Annotated in this window: 18 protein-coding genes; 5 read left to right on the forward strand and 13 right to left on the reverse strand. The window is 70.7% G+C overall.

Annotation, left to right across the window (positions count from 1 at the left end; genetic code table 11):
• Positions 1 to 125 precede the first annotated feature (125 nt).
• The 12 genes from PT931_RS07365 to PT931_RS07420 form a co-directional block, all read right to left on the reverse strand.
• On the reverse strand, positions 126 to 473 hold the full coding sequence (locus PT931_RS07365) for a cupin domain-containing protein (protein WP_456244924.1): 348 nt from the start codon (positions 471 to 473) through the stop codon (positions 126 to 128).
• 1 nt (position 474) lies between these two features.
• Entirely contained in the window at positions 475 to 1509 is a 1035-nt protein-coding gene (locus PT931_RS07370; RefSeq protein ID WP_456244925.1) for an FAD-dependent oxidoreductase, read from the reverse strand.
• Entirely contained in the window at positions 1509 to 2750 is a 1242-nt protein-coding gene (locus PT931_RS07375; protein WP_456244926.1) for an ATP-grasp domain-containing protein, read from the reverse strand. The genes PT931_RS07370 and PT931_RS07375 overlap by 1 nt, the downstream gene beginning before the upstream one ends.
• Positions 2747 to 5251: an aminopeptidase N gene (gene pepN / locus PT931_RS07380; RefSeq protein ID WP_456244927.1), complete on the reverse strand. Its 2505-nt coding sequence runs from the start codon at positions 5249 to 5251 to the stop codon at positions 2747 to 2749. Before pepN ends, PT931_RS07375 begins: the two co-directional genes overlap by 4 nt.
• Position 5252: 1 nt before the next feature.
• Positions 5253 to 6980, reverse strand: coding sequence for an ABC transporter substrate-binding protein (locus tag PT931_RS07385; protein ID WP_456244928.1), 1728 nt, complete (start codon positions 6978 to 6980; stop codon positions 5253 to 5255).
• On the reverse strand, positions 6977 to 7309 hold the full coding sequence (locus tag PT931_RS07390) for a hypothetical protein (protein ID WP_456244929.1): 333 nt from the start codon (positions 7307 to 7309) through the stop codon (positions 6977 to 6979). The genes PT931_RS07385 and PT931_RS07390 overlap by 4 nt, the downstream gene beginning before the upstream one ends.
• The gene (ddaH, locus tag PT931_RS07395; protein WP_456244930.1) at positions 7306 to 8118 is read right to left on the reverse strand and encodes a dimethylargininase; all 813 of its coding nucleotides are present in this window, start codon (positions 8116 to 8118) and stop codon (positions 7306 to 7308) included. Before ddaH ends, PT931_RS07390 begins: the two co-directional genes overlap by 4 nt.
• 73 nt (positions 8119 to 8191) lie before the next feature.
• Entirely contained in the window at positions 8192 to 9436 is a 1245-nt protein-coding gene (locus tag PT931_RS07400) for an ATP-grasp domain-containing protein (protein WP_456244931.1), read from the reverse strand.
• Positions 9433 to 10644: an MFS transporter gene (locus PT931_RS07405; protein WP_456244932.1), complete on the reverse strand. Its 1212-nt coding sequence runs from the start codon at positions 10642 to 10644 to the stop codon at positions 9433 to 9435. Before PT931_RS07405 ends, PT931_RS07400 begins: the two co-directional genes overlap by 4 nt.
• On the reverse strand, positions 10641 to 12212 hold the full coding sequence (locus PT931_RS07410) for a class I tRNA ligase family protein (RefSeq protein WP_456244933.1): 1572 nt from the start codon (positions 12210 to 12212) through the stop codon (positions 10641 to 10643). The genes PT931_RS07405 and PT931_RS07410 overlap by 4 nt, the downstream gene beginning before the upstream one ends.
• Positions 12209 to 12577, reverse strand: a complete 369-nt coding sequence (locus PT931_RS07415) for a cupin domain-containing protein (RefSeq protein ID WP_456244934.1) — start codon at positions 12575 to 12577, stop codon at positions 12209 to 12211. Before PT931_RS07415 ends, PT931_RS07410 begins: the two co-directional genes overlap by 4 nt.
• A gap of 15 nt (positions 12578 to 12592) precedes the next feature.
• Positions 12593 to 13879: a lysine N(6)-hydroxylase/L-ornithine N(5)-oxygenase family protein gene (locus tag PT931_RS07420; protein WP_456244935.1), complete on the reverse strand. Its 1287-nt coding sequence runs from the start codon at positions 13877 to 13879 to the stop codon at positions 12593 to 12595.
• Positions 13880 to 14324: 445 nt separating this feature from the next.
• Here PT931_RS07420 and PT931_RS07425 point away from each other — a divergent pair, with 445 nt between their 5' ends.
• From PT931_RS07425 to PT931_RS07435, 3 genes are all read left to right on the forward strand, one after another.
• Positions 14325 to 15320, forward strand: coding sequence for a helix-turn-helix transcriptional regulator (locus PT931_RS07425; RefSeq protein WP_456244936.1), 996 nt, complete (start codon positions 14325 to 14327; stop codon positions 15318 to 15320).
• A 690-nt stretch (positions 15321 to 16010) separates the two neighbouring features.
• Entirely contained in the window at positions 16011 to 18014 is a 2004-nt protein-coding gene (locus PT931_RS07430; RefSeq protein ID WP_456244937.1) for a hypothetical protein, read from the forward strand.
• A gap of 405 nt (positions 18015 to 18419) precedes the next feature.
• Positions 18420 to 20039 carry an FG-GAP-like repeat-containing protein gene (locus tag PT931_RS07435; RefSeq protein ID WP_456244938.1) on the forward strand — a complete coding sequence of 540 codons (1620 nt, stop codon included), beginning with the start codon at positions 18420 to 18422 and terminating at the stop codon, positions 20037 to 20039.
• A 61-nt stretch (positions 20040 to 20100) separates the two neighbouring features.
• Here PT931_RS07435 and PT931_RS07440 read toward each other — a convergent pair whose 3' ends face one another.
• Positions 20101 to 20376, reverse strand: a complete 276-nt coding sequence (locus tag PT931_RS07440) for a hypothetical protein (RefSeq protein ID WP_456244939.1) — start codon at positions 20374 to 20376, stop codon at positions 20101 to 20103.
• A gap of 387 nt (positions 20377 to 20763) precedes the next feature.
• Between PT931_RS07440 and PT931_RS07445 the strand changes: the two genes are divergently transcribed.
• Together PT931_RS07445 and PT931_RS07450 are read left to right on the forward strand one after the other, a co-directional pair.
• Positions 20764 to 21297 (forward strand): RNA polymerase sigma factor, encoded by a 534-nt coding sequence (locus tag PT931_RS07445; protein WP_456244940.1) that lies wholly within the window; start codon positions 20764 to 20766, stop codon positions 21295 to 21297.
• A 152-nt stretch (positions 21298 to 21449) separates the two neighbouring features.
• The coding region (locus PT931_RS07450; protein ID WP_456244941.1) for an SRPBCC family protein at positions 21450 to 21631 on the forward strand (182 nt) is incomplete at its 3' end.

Genomic DNA, 21631 nt, shown 5'->3' on the forward strand with positions numbered 1-21631 from the left:
GGATCGTTGGTGGTCCGAGCAGCACGCCACCGGCGGGATCACGTCGCCCGAAGCCGCTCGCTTGTGGGTCCGTAGAGCCGAAGCCGAAGGCAGGAACCTGCCCCCAGCGCGGGCTCTTCGGCCACTTACTCGCCGGCTTCCTGGGGAGTCTCGCGGCTGTACTCGGCCGGGCCGAAGACGACCAGGACGGCCAGGTCCTCGGTGATGTCCACGAAGCGGTGCTCCTCGCCGGCCGGCACGTAGATCACCGAACCGGGGCCGACCGGGGCCGACCCGCCCGGGGTGACGATCGTGGCCCGGCCGGCGGTGACGACGTACACCTCGTCCTCGGTGTGCGGGGACTGGCCGTCCACGCCGCCCGCCGGGACCGAGTACGTCCCGATGGACAGGTCCGGCACGGAGAGGTGCTCGGTCCAGTGTCGACCGGCGTCGCCCGGCTCGGTGTAGGCCCCGGCGTCGGAAAGGATCCGCATGTCATACCTCCTGGGGTGCAGGATACGGGGCGGGGGCGAGGAGCGCCCGGGCCGCGGTGCGGCTGGCGGACAGGACGGTCTTGGCCGCTCCCCCGCTGCCGCCGGTGAAGGTGAGCAGTCCCGGGACGAGGGACCGCAGGGTCAGGCCGGGGGCCTCGTGGTAGCAGTCGAACGCGGCGACGGTGCGTACCGGTGCGCCGAGGTCCGCGCCGAACACCTCGCGGGCCACGACGCCGACCCGGGCGGCCAGCTCCAGGTCGGGGGTGGTCGCGTCGGGGTCGACGTCCCACCGGTCGCAGTGCAGGCCGAGGAGGAGGCCGTCGTCCATCGGGCGCCCGTAGAGGCCGGAGGCGGTGTCGACGAACGTGCCGGGGCCGGCGGCGCGCCGCGCGTACACGGAGAACTGGATCTGTTTGGTCCGCCAGTCGGTCGCCGGCAGGCCGCTGGCCGTGAGCAGGCCCGGGGTCCAGGCGCCGGCGGCGGCGACGACGGTGTCGTAGCCGTGCCGGGTCCCGTCGGCCAGGCGCACCTCGCCGGGGGCGATCGCCGCCACCCGCCGGACCCGGACCGGGATCCCGGCGCCGGCCAGGTGGGTCAGGACCGCCGCGCGCAGGGCCGCCGGCGACAGGTGGCCGGCGTGCCGTTCCGTCATCGCCACCGTGCCCGCGGCGACGCCCCGGAAGGCGGCGGGGGCGGGGCCCACCGCGATCGAGCCCGGCAGCAGGTCCTCGACCACCCCGACCGAGGGGCCCGGGTCGGAACCCGGGGCCAGCAGGTAGGTGGAGCCGACGTCCCGGTAGTCGGCCCACTCGCGTAGCCGCGGGTCGTCGCGCAGTTCGATCAGGCCCTCCACGGCCGCGCGGCTGACGGTCGGGTCGGTCTCGTAGCCGCGGACCAGGCCGCCCGACGCGCCGGTCGCGTCGGGCGTGCCCGGCCGGGCCCCGACGAAGACGTCGGGGACCAGCCGGTGTTCGGTGTGCAGGCGCCAGGCGAGCATCGCCCCCGCGATGCCGCCGCCCACGATGGCGATCCGCATCAGAGGTTCCCGAGGGTGACCGTGGCCAGGGTGGACGCGGTGTCGAGGGCCGTGTCGCACTCCTCGCGGGTGTCGGCGGCGCAGATGACGTAGGCGTAGCGGGACAGGTACCCGTCCGGGGGCAGTCGCAGTTCCGCGCCCGGTGCGACCATCGCGGCCGATTCCAGGAGTCCCGGCGCCGGGTCCGGGACCGTGACGTCCAGTACCCGGCCGTCGTGGTCCGGGTAGTTGAACCGGATGCCGACGGTCCTGGTCAGGGTCGGTTCCAGGGTGGGGCGGATCCCGGTGGCGATGTCGACGGCCACGTGCGCCGGGTCGATGCCGGTGGCGAGCCGGCCCAGGTAGGGGATCAGGTCCCCGCCGAGCCGGCCGTTGACCTCCACGATCGCCGGTCCGCGCGCCGTGAGCCGGACCTCGGTGTGGGTGACGCCGTCGCGGATGCCGAGCGCCCGGTGCGCGGCGGCGAGCATGTCGACGAGTTCCGGGTTGGTGAGCAGCGGGTCGTCGGCAGAGACGGTGTGGCCGACCTCCTCGAAGTACGGTTCCGGGCCGAGGCGTTTGCGGCCGACGAAGAACGGCCGGTACTCGCCCTGGAAGGTCGCGCCGTCGATGCTGATCTCCGGCCCGGTGAGGTACTCCTCCACGAGCACCCCGCCCTGGTACAGCGGGTTGCCACCGTGGCTGGACAGGTCGGACATGGCGAACGCCCCGTCGACCTCCTCCGGCGACCCGACGAACACGACGCCGATGCTGGCGCCCATGCCCCGGGGCTTGAACACGACGGGGTAGCCGAACTCGTCGGCCGCGGCTCGGGCGTCGGCGCCGGTGGTCACGTAGGCGAACCGGGGTTGCAGGATGCCCGCTTCCGTGAGCCGTTCCCGGGTGTACTGCTTGTTGCGGCAGTGCTCGGCCCCCGACACGCCGAGCCCGGGCAGGCCGAGCGCCTCGGCGATGTGCGCGGTCGTCACGACCAGGGTCTCGTCGTAGGTGAACACGCCGTCGATGCGGTGTTCGGCGGCCAGTGCGACGGCCGTCTTCACCAGGAGTTCCTGGTTGGGCAGCAGGCGCTGGGGGTCGAGGAGTTCGACGACGTGCGCGCCTTCGGCGTAGTTCCGCTGCCAGGTGGGTTCGGCAGCGTCGAGGAGCCAGACGGGGCGGCGTCGGGCGGCGGAGGCGAGGAGGTACTCGCGGTATGCCCGGATGCCGCTGCCCACGACCAGTACGTGTCCCTGCTCCGTCATCGCGTGCCTCCCGTCGGGCCGTCGGCGGCGCGGACCGAGCCACGCGCGTCCCGGGCCGCCACCGCGCGGCGGAGGTCGTCGGTGAGGTCCACGACCTTGCGGCGCAGCGGGGCCGGGATGTCCTCGCGGGTGAGCAGGTCCTCGGCGAGCGCGAGGGTGGCCGGCTCGGTCGCGTACCGGGGATAGAGGTGTCTGATGAGGATGTCGAGCACCTGGTCGCCGCGCAGTTTCGCCGCCGCGGGCAGCTCGGTGAAGAACCGCTCGACGTAGGGGTTGGTGAGTTCGCGCTGCTCGGGTTGCCAGAAGCCCTCGGCGAGGGCCCACACCGCGTAGTTGGACAGGTCGCCGTCGCCCGTGATCGCGTCCCAGGCGGCCCGCTTGGCCTCCGGGGTCGGGAACGCCGCCCGGCACCGGGCCTCGTGGGGTTGCGCGCCGGGGTCGGCCTCGGCGGCCAGGGCCAGCTCCGACGGGGTCAGGTCGCCGAGGATCGCCAGCCGGTAGCGGATCCGCCAGCCGAGTTCCGCGTCGAGAGTCAGGCCGCCGGGCAACCCGGAGTCGGCGAGCCAGCCGCGCAGCTCGGCGATGTCGGTGGAGCACTCGACGAGCGCCCGGTGCGCGGTGACGAGGCGGTCGTCGCCCGGGGTCAGGCCCGCGAGGAGCGTGCGGCACGCGTCGGCGAGGCGGGCGAGCGGGGCGTCGCGGTCTCCGGGGTCGAGGTACCGGTCGATGATCTCGGTGCGGGCCCTGGTGAGGATCTCGTTGACGATCGTGAACTCGGGTTCGTCGGCGAGCGCGCCGACCGCGAGGTCCAGGTAGGCCTCGGCGGGCAGCGTGCCGTCCTGCACCATGAGCAGGAGTGCGCCCCACACGGTGCCCCGGTTGGGGCCGGACAGGGTGGGCAGCACGGCGGGCAGGGCCGCGAGGGAGTCCGCGTCGAACCGGATCTTCGCGTAGGTGAGGTCCCCGTCGTTGAGGAGCACGAACTCGGGGGCGGGCCTGCCGACCAGCTCGGGCAGCTCGGTCAGCTCGCCGTCGACGGCGATCCGGACGACCTCCGGGGACGCCCCGTACAGCCCGATGTTCAGGGTGTGCGGGCGCAGTACCGGGTGCGAGGCGGGCGCGGTCTGCCGGACGGCCGCCGAGACGATGCGACCGTCCGCGACGGTGATCTCCGGGGTGAGTGTGTTGACCTGTGCCTCGCGGAGCCACTTCGCGGCCCAGTCGGACAGGTCGGTGCCGGCGGCCCCGCCGAGCGCGGCGAGGAAGTCGCCGTAGGAGGTGTTGCCGTAGGCGTGCCGGGAGAAGTAGGTGCGCAGGCCGGTGCGGACCGCGTCCTCGCCGATCACGGCGGCGAGCTGGCGGACGACCGAGGAGCCCTTGTAGTAGGAGATCCGGTCGAAGTTCAGCAGGCCGGCGAGGGTGTCGGGCACGTCGGCGGACACCGGGTGGGTGGAGGGCCGCTGGTCGGCGGCGTAGCCCTCGCCCTTGCGGGCGGCGGCGAAGGTGGTCAGCGCGCCGGTGTAGCGGGTGACCTCGGCGGCGACCCGGTGCCCCATCGAGTCGGCGAACGCCTCGTTGAGCCACAGGTCGTCCCACCAGGCCATCGTGACGAGGTTGCCGAACCACATGTGCGACATCTCGTGCGCGATGACGACGGCCCGGTCCTCGCGGTCCAGGGAGCTGGGCTCGGACCGGAAGACGTAGGAGTCGCGGATGGACACCAGGCCGGGGTTCTCCATGGCCAGGACGTTGAACTCGGGTACGAACACCTGGTCGTACTTGCCGAACGGGTAGCGCACCCCGAACAGCCGGTGGAACTCGTCCAGGCACGCGGCCGTGATCTCGAACAGCTCGTCGGCGTCGAGGTGTTCGGCGATCGACGCCTTGCAGTGCAGGCCGAGCGGGACGCCGTCGTGTTCGCGGTACACGGAATGGTAGGGGCCGGCGACCAGCGCGACCAGGTAGGTCGACAGCGGGGCGGTCTCCGCCAGTTCCCAGCGGCCCTCGACGAACGACGCCGGCCCGGTGCCCAGGACCTGCCAGTCCTCGGGTGCGGCCACGGTGTAGGTGAAGGTGGCCTTCAGGTCCGGCTGGTCGAAGCACGCGATGATCTTCGGCGCCTGGTCGACGGCCGACTGGGCGTAGAGGTACACCCGGTCGTCGGCGGGGTCGACGTAGCGGTGCAGGCCCTGGCCCTCGTGGGAGTAGGCCATGTCGGCGACGATGACGAGTTCGTTGTCGGCGGCCAGGTCGGGCAGCGCCAACCGGCCGTCGCCGAGGGTCGCGACGTCGAGCTCGCGGCCGTTGAGGGTCGCCGAGTGCAGCGTCCTCGGCTGCAGCTCCACGAACGTCGAGGCCCCGGGCGTGCTGGCGGAGAACAGGACCCGGGTGGTGGAGCCGAAGGTCTCGGCGCCCCGGGTCAGATCGAGATCGATGTGGTACTGCCGGACGGTCAACAGCGCGGCGCGCTCGACGGCCTCGGCACGGGTCAGGCTGGGCATGTCAGTCCTCTTGTTCCGCGTAGTACCAGTTCTCGGGGGTGAGCAGCCCGTACGGGTTGATCGGCTCGACGCCGCGCAGGTCGCGGGCGACCTCCAGGAGCCGGACGGGGAAGTTCGGCACCCACACGACGGGTACCTGTTCGGAGATGTAGTCCTGGTAGGCGTGGAAGTCGGCCGGGTCGTCGCTGGTCACGGAGCGGGCGATCAGCTCGTCGGCCCTCGGGTCGGCGTAGCTGCCGAAGTTGACCCCGGAGCCGCTCTGGTAGAGGAACTCGCCCGTCGGGTGGAAGCCGGGGCCGTAGATCCAGCCGCCGTTCCAGTTGGAGAACTGCCACAGACACGGGCTGTCGGGGCCGGGCGTGCAGGTGGTGTCCTCGACGACGATGACGCTGGCGTCGACCTCCTCCAGGTCGAGGGCGATGCCGGCCCGGGCGGCGTCGTCGCGCAGCTTGGCCATCATCCAGGTCAGGCCCGGGTAGCCCTCGGTGTACCGGAGCAGGAAGCGGAGTTCCGTGCCCGCAGGGATGCCGTCGCCGGCCCGGTCGGGGTCGACGCACACGGCTGGGGTGGTGCCCACGTCCCAGCCGTTGTCGGTCAGGTACCGGCGCGCGCGGTCGATGTCGAACGGGTACCGGTTCTGCCGGTGCGCCGGGGAGATCAGTTCGCTGTCGGGGAGCATCGGCACCGGCCCGTAGGTCGGGTACCCGTATCCCTTGTAGACCTCGCTGATCGCGGCGTCCTGGTCGAGGACGGACTGCAGCGCCTGGCGGAAGTACAGCTGCCCGATGATGCGACCCGCGACGGTCGGGTTGTTGAAGTTCATCGGGAAGTAGTTGATCTTGAAGGCGATGTGCGGCACCAGGGTGTAGTGCTCGTCGAGGGGGTTCGGGCCGCCCTTGGTCGGGTCGACGGTCGGCTCCACCACCCGGTCGAACGGCAGGAACCCGACCTGGATGGCCCCCGGATCGCTCGCCAGGGTCTCGTACTCCGCGTCGTTGGACGCGGTGGTCACCTGGCGGAACCGGTCCAGCCGGGGCCGGTTCGGCCCGGAGTAGCACTCGTTGGGCACGAACGTGACCTCGCCGGTGACCCCGTCGAGGGTGCAGGTCTCCAGCCGCCACGGGCCGTTGACCACCCCCCACAGCGGGTTCGACGCCCAGTTGCGGCGGTCGGCGTTCTGGTCGCGCAGGTAGGACCACACGGCACGCGCGGACGACGGGTCGTGCGTGCAGTCCGCCGGGCCGTCGGCGGTGCGGTCCCAGGCCCTCGGCAGCGGGGTGATGGAGCTGAGCTGGTTCATCAGCACCCACATCTTCGAGTACACCCTGTCGAAGGTGAAGCTCACCTGGTTCTCGGCGACCTTGCGGAACGAGGTCAGGTTGTCCGGGAAGTAGCCGGGCACGTACCCGCCGAAGTCGGCCTTGCACTCCTGGAGCAGGTGCATCCAGAGCATGACGTTGTCGGCGCACACGGGCTCGCCGTTGGACCACCACCACGGCTTGAGCGTGATCGTCACGGTCAGGCCGTCGGCGCTCCACTCCGGGGGCTCGGCGAGGCTCAGGTCGTGGTCGACCTCGGGCTCGCCGTCGTGGCCGTACCAGTACAGCGGGCGGTACATCAGGACCTGGAACTCGTGCAGGTTCGCGGTGCCGAAGTACTCGACGGGCGTGAACGGGAAGATGTAGACCGGCAGCACCCCGGGGGTGTAGGCCATCGTCGCCGTGCTCACGCGACCTCCTCCAGGTAGGAGACGCCCCGGTCGGCGTGCGGGCCGAACCGCTCCCACTCCTCGTGCAGCCGGATCCGGCCGTCCTCCAGGAGCTGGGGGGTGCTGACGCACCGCCCGGAGATGACCTCGCCGTCCAGGCGCACCATCGTGTACCCGAACGTGAGTCGCCCGTCCGCCGCGCACACCCCGTTGATCGAGCCGCGCCGCCACTCCCCGCCCGCGAACTCGGCCCAGAGCAGGTCACCGTCCTGGCGGTACTGGGCCACGGCCTGCTCCCCGTTGGGGGACACCACGGCCGACCGGAACCTCCTGCCGTCGTAGTTGATCATGACCGCAGCTCCAGGGTGCAGCACTTCACGGCGCCGCCGGCCTTGAGCAGCTCGGACACGTCCACGCCGTGGGTGGTGAAGCCCCGCGCCCGCAGCTCGCCGATCAGGTCGGTCGCCGCCTGGGGCAGCACCACGTTGCCGCCGTCGGACACCGCGTTGAGGCCGAACACCCCCGCGTCGGCGTCCGTGGCCAGGATCGCGTCGGGGAACAGCTCGCGCAGCACGGCCCGGCTACCCGGCGAGAAGGCCGGCGGGTAGTAGGCGATCAGGTCGGTGTCGCCGTCGAGGACCGCGAGCGCGGTGTCGAGGTGGTAGAAGCGCGGATCCACCAGGGTCAGGCTGATCACAGGGCGGCCGAACAGTTCCTGGGCCTCGGAGTGCGCGTTGCGGTCGGTGCGGAAGCCCGTGCCGGCCAGCACGCGGCGGCCGACGGTCAGGTAGTCGCCCTCCCCCTCGTTGACCAGCTCCGGCGCGACCACCTCCGGGTAGCCGTTGGCGGTGAACCAGCGCAGGTAGGCCGGGGCCTCGGCCACCCGCTCGATGTGCCGGAACCGGGCCAGCAGCACCCGGCCGTCGATCACGGTCGCCCCGTTGGCGGCGAAGACCATGTCGGGCAGGCCGGGCTCCGGGTCGATGAGGTCGACGGTGTGCCCGAACTCCAGGTACAGCTCCCGCAGTCGCTCCCACTGGGCGAGGGCGAGGCCGGTGTCGACCGGCTTGGTCGGATCCATCCACGGATTGATGGTGTAGGTGACGTCGAAGTGCGTCGGCCGGCACATCAGATAGCGCCGGGTCTGGGCGGTGCGCATGGTGTTCTGTCCCCCATCAGAGCATGGCGGGGCCGCCGTCGGTCGTGGCGACGGCCCCGGTGAACGAAGAAACTCAGTGCTCGTGCGTGACCGTGATCCGGGCCGCGTAGTCGTGCATCCGGCCCATCGCGTCCTCGTAGGACGTGCCGGTGGTGCCGAGGAAGCCCAGGATGCTGTTGCCCTCCGGGGGCCGGCGGATGACCGTGCCCGGTTTCGCCGTGATCTTCAGCAGGAAGGTGTGCTCGGACTCGGCCACCTCGGCCGGTACGTCGACCGACGCGATCGTGCCGGCCTCGCAGATCAGGCACATGGCGGCGACGTGCACCCCGGTCGGCTGGTAGGCCCGCACCTTCGGCTTCACCCCGCGCGCCACGTCCATCACGGCGTGGATCGGGCAGTAGTCGGCGGTGAGCCGGGCGATCATGTCCAGCCCGCCGCCGCCCGGCCGGATCGCGATCTCCAGCAGGTGCGGCTCGCCCTTGTGGAAGCGGATCTCGGCGTGCATCACGCTGCGCCGCAGGCCCTGGGCCGCCGCGCCCGCCGCGACGACCCGGTGCACGGCCGCCAACTGCTCCGCCGACAGCGCGGTGGGGGCGTGGTGCACGTCGTCGTCGAAGGTGTCGCCCTCGACGGTCACCCGGTCGACGACCGAGCCGAGATAGGTCTCGCCGTCCCACGCCAGGGCCTCGATGAGGAACTCGCGGCCGTCGAGGAAGGACTCCACGAGCAGCCCCACGGGGCCGAGGTCGACGCCCTGGGCCTCCGTCTCGTACCAGATCATGTTCTTGATGCCCTCGGTCGCGTCCGCGAAGTGCGTGGCGAGCTCGTCGGGCGAGTCGGACTTGAACACGAAGTGGCTGCCCGCGCCGAGGGTCGGCTTCACGATCACCGGGTAGCCGAACTCCTCGGCCGCGGCGTGCGCCTGGGCCAGGTCGGTGGCGAACGCGAACCGGGCGTGCGGCGCGCCGCCCCGCTCGTGCGCCTGACGCATGAGCAGCTTGTTGCGGCTGGTCCGGGCGGCGTCCAGGCCGACGCTCGGCAGGCCCAGCGCGTCGGCGACGGCGGCGACGGCCACCACCGCGGACTCCGCGAACGTGATCACGCCGTCGAACCCGTGCTCGGCGTGCCACTCGCGCGCCGCCCAGACCAGGTCGTCGATGTGGTTGGAGCCGGCGATCCGGTACCGGTCGGCCGGCCAGAAGTCCGGCTCGCCGATCCCGTTGAGGACGAACAGGTCCGCCCCGAACTCGGCGACCTGGAGGTAGCGGGAGTGGTAGTACCGGGCGTTCTGGGTGGCCTCGATGGCCAGGAGCCTCATGACGGTTTCACCCTCCGTTCTCCGAACAAGGTGCTGGTGATGACGATGGTCGGCACGATGCCGATCAGGCCGAGGATGATGAAGCCGGTGACGATGCTGGTCCGGTCGACGGTCACCGCGATGGCGAGCGTGGCGGCCAGGCTGCCGGCGAGCCCGAAGGCGTTGGCCGTGCCGAACACCCGGCCCGCGCGCTCCGGGGAGATCGCGGCCATCAGTTCGGTGCGGGCCGACAGCCGGGCGATGCCGAACGCGTACCCGGCGAACAGGATCATGATGACGAGCATGGGCACGTTGACCACCATGAGCATGTCGCCGATGCCGACGCCCACGTAGCCGAACAGGATCAGGTACACGTAGTGCACCTTGCCCTTGAGCCGCTTGTAGTGCGTGGCGGCGAGCAGGATGCCGATCCCGGCGGCGGCGTCGACGATGCCGAGCAGCCCGGCCCCGGACTTGAACCGCTCGATGACCAGCACCATCAGCAGCGTGTTGGCCACCGTGACGATGATCGTGCCCACCACGAACAGCATCCCGAGCCGCAGCACCGGGGCCTTCCGTGGCGGCGTGGCGCTCACCGGTGCGGGCTCCTCCCCCACCGTGGACGGGGCGACGGGCATGCGGCCCATGAAGTACAGGCACACCGCCGACGTGACGAACGTGAACGCGTTGAAGAAGAAGATCGGCGTCGTGCCGAAGTACTGGATCGCGAACCCGCCGATCAGTCCCGACAGCAGCGTGCCGGCCTGGTAGGCGATCTCGTAGTTCGCGTTGAAGTGCCCCAGCCGCTCCGGGGCGATCCGCTCCTTCATCAGCGCGTTGCTGGCCGGCATGAACAGCGCCGCGACGGCGGCGAGCACGAAGCTCGTCACGTACACGGCCGGGCCCCGGGCCCCGCCGAGCAGCAGCCACGCCGGCAGCGCGATCGCGGCCAGCGCGCTGCACACGTCGGCGACGATGCACAGCGTCCGCCGGTCGAACCTGTCGGCGAGGCGGCCGAACAGGAACGACAGCAGCACCTGCGGCACGGCGACCGCGATGTACACCCAGCCGACCGACAGGGTGGTGCCGGCGGCCTTGAAGATCAGGAACGAGGCCGCGATCAGCTGGATGTTGTTGCCGAGGTTGGTCACGAAGACGGCGGGGATGAACAGCCGCTCGGCACGGGTCGACACCCGTTGCTGCGCGGCGTCCGGGGCGATGGTCGTCACGGAAGGCTCAATTCGACAGTAGACGGTAGTTTGACCATAGTGAACACGGATATCTCCGTCATGTCACTACTTGGCCAGTCGGGGGATCCGGTCGCGTCCACCAGGAGCGGAGCCGCGCAGGCCAGCAGGGTGCGCACCTCCAGGAGCAGGTCGCCGAGCGCCTCCAGCTCGGCGCCGAGCCGCGCCTCGGCGAGCTCGGCGAGGCGGGCCGCCTGGGCCCCGATGCCCTCGGCGGCCCTGGTCAGACTGAACGTGGGCAGCTCGTAGCACAGCTCGAACCGTTCGACGAGCGCCGCCGCCCGTTCCCGGCCGACCGGGGTCACCGGCAGGGTGGCGCCCGGCTCCAGGCCCACCGTCGCCTTGGCCACCGCGTCGGCGAGCGCGTTCCACGGTTCGACGAGCCGGCGGTGCGCGACGTCGTCCACGGCCGGGCGGCTGAAGTTGGTGCGCTGGGTCTCCGGGCCGGTCAGGGCCAGGAAGAACCGGACCAGGTCCCGGGGCACCTCGGCCGCCAGGTCCACGCTGCGCACCAGGTGGCCGCGGCTGGTGGAGAACTTCTCGTGGTCGAGCTCGTAGAACTCGTTGCAGACGATGGCCTCGGGGCGGATGTAGCGGTCGCCGTGCGCCATCAGCAGCGCCAGGTAGGTCAGCGACCAGTTCGGCGCGTTGTCGTAGCCGACGAAGTACACCAGCTGGGCGTCGTGCTCGGCGCGCCACTGCTCGTCGGGGGCCTCGGACCGCTCCCCCGTCCGCGCCATGCCCCACCAGGTGCCGTGGATCGACGCGGGCATCGCCTCGACCCACGGGTTGACGACCTGGCCGGCGACCTCCGGGAACGGGGCCGGGATGCCCCGGGAGATCGGGTAGGTGACGGCCATGTCCTGCAACGGCCGGGCGAGCAGCTCGCCGATGATCTGCTCGATGTGCGGTCGCCACCGGAATGGCCGGTTGGCGTGGTAGCTCTCCAGCTCCGCCCGGTACTCCTCCATCGGCAGCACCAGGATCGTCGCCTCGCGCAGCGTCACCGGGTCCGCGGGATCCTCGGTCGACCGGAGGTTGTGCAGCCGCTCGTAGTCGACGTGGTGCCCGCAGCTCTCGCACACCCCGCCGCACGTGTCGGCCAGGCACACCGCGCAGTCCCCGGCGACGTGCCCGTCGACCAGGAACTCACCCCTCGCCTCCGAGTACGGCAGCCGCACCGTGCGCAGCCGGAGCCGGCCGGCGCCGTGCAGGGCGGTGACGAAGCTCAGCACGTGCGTGCGGTACACCCCGTCGGAGGGCACGAACGCGTCCACCGAGATGGCCAGCGCGTCCAGGCTGGCCTGGATGTCGGCGGCGGCCTCGACGAGCAGCTGCCCGGTGGTGATCCCCCGGCGGCGGGCCGTGGTGTCCACGTAGGTCTGGCTGTCGTCGGTGCCGGTGGTGAACATGACCCGGTGGCCCCGGGCGCGGCGGTAGCGGGCGTAGACGTCCGCGCCCAGGTAGGGCCCCGCCATGTGGCCGACGTGCAGGCCGCCGTTCGGGGTGGCTGACGGCCCGATGATGACCGTCAGCCGATCGGTGCTCACGGTGTCGCCGCCCCGTGTCGCTCGGCGAACCGCTCCGTCATCTCCGCGTCCCACCAGACGCTGAAGAACTGGAAGTCGGTGTCGCTCTCGTTGATGACCTCGTGCCGGGTGCCGGGCACGAAGTGCACGACGTCGCCCTCGCGGAACGGGGCGCGCCGCCCGTCGCTCTCCAGTACGGCCTCGCCGGAGACGGCGATGAAGATCTCGTACTCGTGGTGGGAGTGCGGCGTCGACGACGTGCCCGGGGCGACGACGCACCAGGCTCCCTCGAACGGCGCGTTCAGCACGGGCCACGGCAGGATGCGCTGGGAGTCCAGGCCGTACTCGTGGGTCAGGTTGTCGCGGTCCAGCCTACGGAATTCCATGGCGGTGTCCCCTCTTCAGGCCGGGATGGCCAGCAGTTCGGTTGCCCCGCGCCGGGACATGAGGTCGGTGATGATGTCCTGCGCGCGCGAGGCCAGGACGCTGAGCAGGGAGTCGGCGATGCCGTGCGTGGCCTCGTTGGTGCCCTGCAGGTAGACCGAGGAGCGCTCCGAGCCCGGGATGTCGAGCCGGTAGACCCGGTTGACCCGCACCTCGTCGAGGCCGGCGACGTCGGCCAGCTGCCGGACGACCCGCGGCACCTCGCGGTCGAAGCCGGTACCCAGCATGACCAGGTCGGCCGCGACCTCCTCGGCGACGCCGGTGCGCCGGTCGAGAAGGGTCAGGACGACCTCGTCACCGGTGTACTGGGCGTCCACGATGTCGACCATCGTGATCATCCGGAGCCGCTCGGACCCGGTGAGACGTTCCAGGTACATGGTCCGGTACAGGGTGTCGAGCATGCCCGGCGCGAGCCCGCTGTAGTTGCTGCGGTGCATCTCGCGGAGCATCTGCTCGCGGGCCTCGGGCGCCGAGGCGTGGAACTCGTCGATGAAGGAGCTGTAGTACAGCTCGTTGGTGAACCGGCTGGACTCGTAGCCGTTGAGCCCGATCGACCGCATCACCATGGTCACCCGCGCGTCGGGCAGCGACTGGTGGGTGGCGGTCACCATCTCGGCGGCGCTCTGGGCGCCCCCGACGACGATCACCCGGCGGGCGGCGGCGGGATCGACGGCGGCCATCCGGTCGGAGTACTCCGTGCTGTGGATGACCCGCTCGGCCGGCAGCCCCTTGAAGACCTCCGGCACGTACTTGTCCCGGCCGATCCCGATGGACAGGTTGCGGGCCGCGATGGTGTCGCCGTCGGCCATCCGCACGTGCCAGCCGAGGATCTCGCCGTCGTCGGCGCGGTCCGGGGTCACCCGGACGCACTTCTTTCCGTGCTCGACCCGCACCGCCGACAGGGCCCCCGACACCCACTGCAGGTAGCCGGAGATCTCCAACCGGTAGGGCGTGAAGCTGCCCAGGTTGACGAACTCGTCGAGCCTGCCGGTCGCGTGCAGGTAGTTGACGAAGGAGAACTCGCTGCGCGGGTTGCGCAGCGTCACCAGGTCCTTGAGGAAGGACACCTGGCTCTGCGTCCACGGCAGCAGCATGCCGCGCTGCCATGCGATCGTGTCGTGCTGTTCGATGACCAGGGTGTTCTCGGCCAGATCGGCCGGCGCCAGCTCCTCGATCCCGACCGCGAGGGCCAGGTTGGACGGGCCGGCGCCGATGGCCAGCAGCTCAACCTCGCGGTGCGACATCGGCGATCCCCTCCCCGTCCACCGCGCTGACCGCGTATCCCCATTCGAAGTCGATTTCTCCGATGGTGCCCAAGACAAAGCCCCCATTTCCCCGAGCGGACCGCATCGCCCGCCGGGATCAACTCAAGCCTGTGTGGACGGTCGTGTCACCGGATCCGGCGGCGGAGAAGCTGTCATGGCAGGTCGCTGCCAATCTCTCCAAAAGGGTTTCGACTCGCCGATAGCACGTCAAAGTTGTGTAAGGAGTGTCACAGAAATACGTGGATCCCATTGATTGTTACCCTTCGGCCTTCAAATAGCCCCGTTCCGCAATCGAGGGCGCCATTGCCCTTCCGACGTACAATCAACGGCAGTTGATCACGGCCATCCACACCGGACATATTGCCGGGTGTTCGCGCCACTTTGACTACGCGGAGTCAACAACGCATGACGGGGAGACCACGTGATGTCGACGGAACAACAGTCGATCGCCGAGGACAGCGAGATACCGGCGGTCTATTCGCTACTCCTGAAATGCCCCGACCTCGACGCCCGGCAACTGGCCCGCAGACTCGGCCGCACCGAGGACCACGTCCGCACCGTCCTCGACAAGATGACCGACCTGTCCCTCCTGCACGACCTCGACGACGCGCAGGTCAAGCCGATGGCCGCCCACCCCGTCCTGGCCATGCAGCAGCTGATCGCCCAGGAACAGGCCGCCCTCGACGAGCGCGCCCAGCACCTGCACCGCAGCTACGCGGCCCTGTCCTCCGCCCTCCCCCGGTACGCGGCGGAGTTCGCCCAGTACGCCGACTCCCGGCTCTGCGAACGGGTCGAGGGCATCTCCGCCGTCCGGCACCGCCTCCAGGAGCTGGCCGTCAACGCCCGCGAGGAGGTGCTGTCGTTCAACCCCACGGCCGCCAACCCGACCGCGACCCGGGCCGCCAGCCGCCCCCTGGACCTGGCGGTCCTCGACCGGGGCGTGCGGATGCGCCGGATCTACCCGGAGAACATCTGCCGGGAGACCTCGGCCTGGGCGTACGCGTCGAGCCTCACCGAGGCCGGCGCCGAGGTCCGGGTCGCACCCTCCCTGCCGCTGCGCCTGATCGTCATCGACTACCAGGTCGGCGTCATCCCGCTCAACCCCAACGACGCCGAGAGCGGCGCCATCCTCGCCCGCGAACCGGGCCTGGTCGCCGCACTGGTGGCCCTCTTCGAGTCCTACTGGCCGCGCAGCCGGACCCTGGCCTCCCTCGCGGAACGCCCCGGCGACTGCTCGCCGCTGGAGCGGTCGATCCTGCGGCTGCTGGCCACCGGCGCGAAGGACGAGGCGGTGGCCCGGCAGTTGGGCCTGTCGGTGCGGACCGTCCGCCGCAACATCGCCGATCTGATGGACCGGCTCCAGGCTACGTCCCGCTTCGCGCTGGCGATCCGGGCTTCGGAGAGCGGTTGGTCGTCGTGAGCCGTGCGGCCCGATCGGAGCCGGCCCGCGACCAGGTCCCCGACGGCTGACCGGGGACGACTTCCAAGGATCAGGAAGCAGCGGGTCAGTGTCACCGGGGCGGCCGCGGAGGCGCCGCAGCGTGGACTTGTTTGCGATCGCCGCGATTGTCACCGCGCTTGCCGCGCTGAACCGACAGCCGTGAGGGCAAACGTCGGCTGGCCGGGTGACGGCGCGGTGGTGACCGTGGCACCAAGCCATCGCCGCGATTCCCGTAGCATCGGGGAACGGGCTGATCAAGACCATCACGTACAAGGCCCCTGGCGGAGCACCCTGGTAGATGGCGTCGAGGTAGCCCTGAACGAAGTTCACCAGCAACCAGATGCCGGCGAGGCGCCGCCGCTGAAGACATAGCGTTGCTGGCGCGGCGCCAGCCAGCCGTCAGGTTTCACGCGGAGACGTTGACGATCTTGTTCGGATTCCACTCGCTTGCCACGTCGGCCACATCCGCCAGCATGCGGCGAACTCTCGCCATCTCAGACTCGTTTCCGTCCGCCAGCCCGCCCGTTCGCGGGCATCAGGTAGGCACACGACCCTACGACAGTCTTGAGGCGACCTGGGGTCGGATCTAGGACCGATCCGGCGGCCAACGCGGCCCGGTGTGTTCAGGTGAAGCGTGCCTGGGGACGGACCCGGGGCGAGGAGGATCCGATGCGCGCGGCTATCCGTCTGACCGTCCTGGCGCTGGTGGCCGGGCTCACCCTGGGTTCGCAGCCCGGTTCGGCGCTGGCCGCCGAGCCGGTGACGCTGAGCGGCATCGTGACTCGCGCATCGGACGGCACCCCGCTCGTCGGGGTCAAGGTCGCCGCCGGCACCGCGACGAGCACGACCGGCCCGGACGGCGGCTACGTGCTGGGCGTGCCGCCCGGGGTGGACACCGCCGCTGTCTACGGCCCCGGCTGGGACGTCCACACCGGCCCGCTCGGGTTGAACGCCGATCGGACGCTGAACCTGGTGATCCCGGTTTCCACCGTGACACTGCGCGTGGTGGGAGGTGAGCAGCGAACCCCGCTGCCGGGGGTGCGGCTTCTCGTGCCCATGACCGACGGCCGCGGTTCGCTCGGCGCGGCGGGGATCGGCCGCCTCTACACCAGGACATTCGATCTGACCACCGGCGCGGCCGGCACCAGCGACTACCCGAGCCTGGCCGGCGCGACCCGGGATCCGAAGTACACGCCCGTCCTGACGCCGCCGGCGGGCAGCGGGTACCGCTCCGACACCTACGAGCTCCCGCAGGTCACCGCCGACGCCACGGTGGACCTGCCGCTGGGTACCCCGGTGCGGCTCAGCGGCCGGGTGACGACGGCAGGGGGTGCGCCGCTGCCGGGCATCTGGGCGCAGCTCACCGATCCCTGGCCGTACCTCTCCGATGAGATGGGTACCGGCTCGGACGGCGGCTACTCGCTGGCCGTGACTCCGGACAGCCGGCCGGGGCAGGCCTATTTCGAAGGCGACGACGAGGGGCGGGGCCTGCCGGCCAGGTGGTGGGCGGAGCGTTGGCAGGCGATGACCCGCGACGAGCGCCTCGACCTCGCCCTGCCGTACGCGAGCACCGTCACGGCCCGGGTGCTCGACGCTTCCGGGGCACCGGTGGCGGGGGCGTCGGTGCGGTTTCCGTCCCGTACCCAGACGCTCGCGAACGGGACCACACTCACCTCGGCGGAGGCGAACCTGGTCACCGATCCGGGAGGCCGGGCGAGCAGCCGCGCCTTCCAGGGCGCGGGCGCGGCCCAGTGGGCGTCGGAGATCACCGTCATCGCCGGGGGGCGCAGCCACGCGTTCAGCGCGGTGGTCGTCGACGGGGCGACCGAGGCGGTGTACCAGCTGCGGGAAGGGCCGCAGGGCAGGATCCGCCTACCCGGCGACCTCTACCTGAACGCCCCCGGCCCGACCGGGATGGTGGTGAACTACGCGGTGACCGACACCGGCTGGGCGACCGTGACCTGTGACCGGCCGTCCGGGTCGATGTTCCCGCTGGGTCGGACAGTGGTGACCTGCCGGGCACTGACGGGCAACGGCGGCGAACTGGCCCGCGACTCGTTCGCCGTCCAGGTCCGGGACGGACTGCCCTCGCTCACACTGCCCTCCGACGTCGAGGCTCCCGCCACCATGCGCACCGGCGGTCAGGCCACGATCGGCGCGGCGTCGGCGACCGACCGGACGGGCAGTCCGCTGCCGACCACCTGCTCGCGACCCGCTGGCACCGGCGTGTACCCGCCCGGCGAGACCCGGGTGACCTGCACCGCCACCGACTCCGACGGCAGGACGGTCAGCGGCTGGTTCTCCGTGTGGGTGGTCTTCTCCTGGTCAGGGGTCGAGCAGCCGGTCAACCCGGACAGCAGTTCGCTCTTCACCCTGGGCACCACGGTCCCTGTGCGGTTCCGCCTGACGGGGGCGAGCGCGGGCGTCGGCAACGCGTTCGCGAAGCTGCTCCTGACCAGGGTCGGCTCGGTGCCCTACGGCACGGACCACGAGCAGGTCTACACAGACACCCCGGATCCGGGTAAGACGTTCCGGTTCAATGCGGTGACCGGGGTCTACGAGTTCAACCTGAACCGGGAGACCCAGATGAGCCGGGCCGGCGAGTACGAGATCCGGGTCGACCTCGGCGACGGCCGCGCCGATCAACTGGTCTATGTCTTCTCCCTGGCCTAATCGCGTTGCTCTCGACGACAAGGCACTAGGCAAGGGACCTCGGGCGGCGGCGCAGCCCGCCAGGCCGGAATCGCCAGCAGCACCTGGTTCAGCACCATCGACCAGGACAACAGCTGGTTCCAGTCCAGCAACAAAGGGTGGTCGGCTGCCGCCTACCTCAGAGCTCTGTGCCCAACCGCTGCTCGGAGGTGGCGGTGCAGGACTCAGCCACGAAAAGGATGCCGCCTGTCCCTGTGTCGCACCCGCGCGACACCGACAAGGCCCCTGGACTCGCCCTGACAAGACCCAGTTGATCACTCCCAGCAACCCGAGATTGGCACCAGAGCAGAGCCTGCGAATCCACTATGCACGCCTCGTTTCCTAGGAGAACGAATGAAAGCAATCCTTCGAGTGACACTCGTTATCATGGTGGCGCTCGCCACCCTGACCACACCCTCCACGGCCCTGGCCGCCGACGCCTACCTGTGCAAACGAACCGACTACGGCTGCGTGGCCGGTAGCGGCTACACCGGGCAGTCGGTCTGGGGCTCGTGGGGCCCCGGGCACAACTGCGTCAGCTACGCCGCCTACCGACTCCAGGGAAACGGGGCCGGCAAGCCCTGGGGCGGAGCGATCGGCAACGCCAACCAGTGGGACGAGAAGGCCAGGGCCGCGGGTGTGCCCGTGGACGGCACGCCCGCCGTCGGCTCGATCGCCCAGTGGGACTCCGGATCCGCCGGCCACGTCGCGTACGTGGAAGCGGTCACGGCGACCTACATCGAGATCAGCGAGGACTCTTACCTGAGCGACACCTCGGGGTACAGCTCGACCCGGCGGTTGGACCGGGGCGGGGCGACCTTCGCGGCGGCCGAGTTCATCCACGTCCGCGATCAGCAGACCCCGCCGCAGACGCCACCCGGCCCCGGGGACGCAGACGCCGACGGGATCGCCGACAACCAGGACCGCTGCCCGGCGGTCTGGGGCCCGTCGACCAACGCGGGCTGCCCGTTCGACGACCACAGCCTGGTCGGCGACTTCACCGGCGACGGACTGTCCGACGTGCTGGCCTTCTACAACTACGGCAACGACGACCTGGGCGCGTGGCTGTTCGTCGGCAACGGCACAGGAGTCGACAGGGAACGGCGGCTGTGGAGCACGGGCCCCGGCCAGTGGAACTGGAACCGCAGCCACTTCGTCGCCGGCGACTACAACGCGGACGGCCGCCTCGACGTGCTGGCGTTCTACGACTATGGCAACGACAACCTCGGCGCATGGCTCTTCCCCGGCACCGGGGACGGTGTCGGCCGGGAGCAGCACCTGTGGTCCACCGGCAACGGGATGTGGAACTGGTCACGCAGCACCTTCCTCGGCGGCGACTTCAACGCCGACGGCCGCGCCGACGTCCTCGCCTTCTACGACTACGGCAACGACAACCTGGGCGCGTGGCTCTTCCCCGGTGCGGGAGCCGGCGTCGGCCGCGAACAACACCTGTGGTCCACCGGCAACGGCATGTGGAACCCCCAGCGCGGCAAGTACACGGCTGGCGACTTCAACGCCGACGGACGGCAGGACGTGCTGGCGTTCTACGACTACGGCAACGACAACCTCGGCGCGTGGCTCTTCCCCGGCGGCGGGACCGGTGTCGGCCGCGAGCAGTTCCAGTGGTCCACCGGCAACGGCATGTGGAACTGGTCACGCAGCACCTTCCTCGGCGGCGACTTCAACGCCGACGGCCGCGCCGACGTCCTCGCCTTCTACGACTACGGCTCCGACGACCTGGGCGCCTGGGTGTTCCCCGGGGCCGGCGGGAGTGTCGGGCGTGAGCAGCGGCTGTGGACCACCGGGTCAGGGATGTGGAACACGAGCAGCAGCCGGTTCCTCGCCGGCCGGTTCACCGGCGACGCCCGGCCGGACGTGCTGGCGTTCTACGACTACGGCAACGACAACCTGGGCGCCTGGGTGTTCGAGGGCGCGGGGGCCGGAGTCGTCCGGGAACGGCACCTGTGGTCGACCGGCAACGGCATGTGGAACTGGGACAACATGTGAGCTGATAGGCCGCCCGGACCTACCGTCCGGGCGGCGCTCTCGCATCCACAGATCGATGGAGTTACCGGCTGGGCCCCGCGTCGCGGATCGTCGGGTCGACCATCACCGTCATCGCGGCCCCATCCACGCCGGCAGCCTCGACGGCGGCCGCGCATACGTGTGCCATGGTAATCGGCGCCCTGCCGGACAGACCGCTGATGCGCATCCACGCCCCCAGCACCCGATCACGCCCGACATGGCGGCCCCAGCTAGTCCCGGAGCCGAAGGCGGGTAAGGAATTCATTCCGACAATGCCGCTGATGCGGCAGCGCAGGATGGTCGAATTGACCACGCTCACAGGGCCCTCCCGATCTTCGCGCTGGGCAGGTCACCGGGAGGGGCGACCGTCACTAACCAGTTTAATCTCGCCGACCGTGTGCGACTTGTTCATACGCACCTGGCACCGGTCAAACACCGGAAGGGTTACGCAGTTCAGGTCAGGTGCCCACGCAGGAATCCGGTGTCCGGCGTCCAGCGCGAGCTCGGAGACCCTGCCGTCACAGGGCCGGCCCGTGACGGACTACGGCTGCACGGCCTGCGCGCACTTGGAGCACGGCGAACCAGGTCGGCGTGTTCGCGATTGCCCGACCGGGAGTTTGGGTACGGTCCCGGTGAACACCCTGTCGTCCTAGACCTCGGCGACACATCACGTCCGACTCCTGATGTGCGGCTCCGGGAGGTCATGATGTTCTCGTTCTCCGTGAACGCATGGTCGGCGACGGCACGACACCGGACGGCGGCTAGGCAACTGATGCAACGGGCGGCCGACGGTGACAAGGCGTCGTTCATGTGCCTCTACGACCGGTTCGGATCCGGCGTGTACGCGATGGCGCTGACGGTTCTCGGCGACGCGGCGCTCGCACGGCAGGCCACGTGCACGGCGTTCGTCGAAGTGTGGCGCACGGCCCCTACATGCCCGATTCGTGACGATGCGGTTCGCCCCTGGGTGGTAGGGATCGCCGCCCAGGTCGTAGATGATCATCTGGCGGGTCTCCCCTACCAGGCCAGCGGTACCGAAACGGACACCGCGGTGCACGAGCGCCTGCGCCTACTTCCCTTGGCGCACCGCCAGGCGATGCTGTTGGCAGCCTATGGCGGTCTCAGCGTCGGCCAGTCGTCACAGGTCCTCGCGGTATCCCCGCGCGCCGTGGCACGCCTGTTGCACGAGGGGCTGCTCCGGTTGACCGACCGCAGGCTCGCTCCGGCGGACAGCGTATGAGCGGCCGAGGTCGCCGTGGCCCGTTGACGTCCGGACTGGCCGTGGCGGTGCCCACCAGCACGACCTCACCAGCGACCTGGCGGCGTAGACACCGGCGCGCGTCCGCGCGACGCCACCGGCCTATCCGCCGAGCGAACAACCCGGGAGTTCTGATGGTTCACGTGGTGCGCACCTTCCTCGTCGACAGGCCCGTCGATGTCGTCGTGGCCTATCTCGCCGACTTCTCCCACGCCCCCCAGTGGGATCCCGGCACGGTCCGCTGCACCCCGACGAGCGCCGGGCCCGTCCAGGTCGGGTCCACCTGGACGAACGTGTCCAAGGTCCTCGGCAGGGA

It is taken from the genome of Longispora urticae, assembly GCF_053902585.1.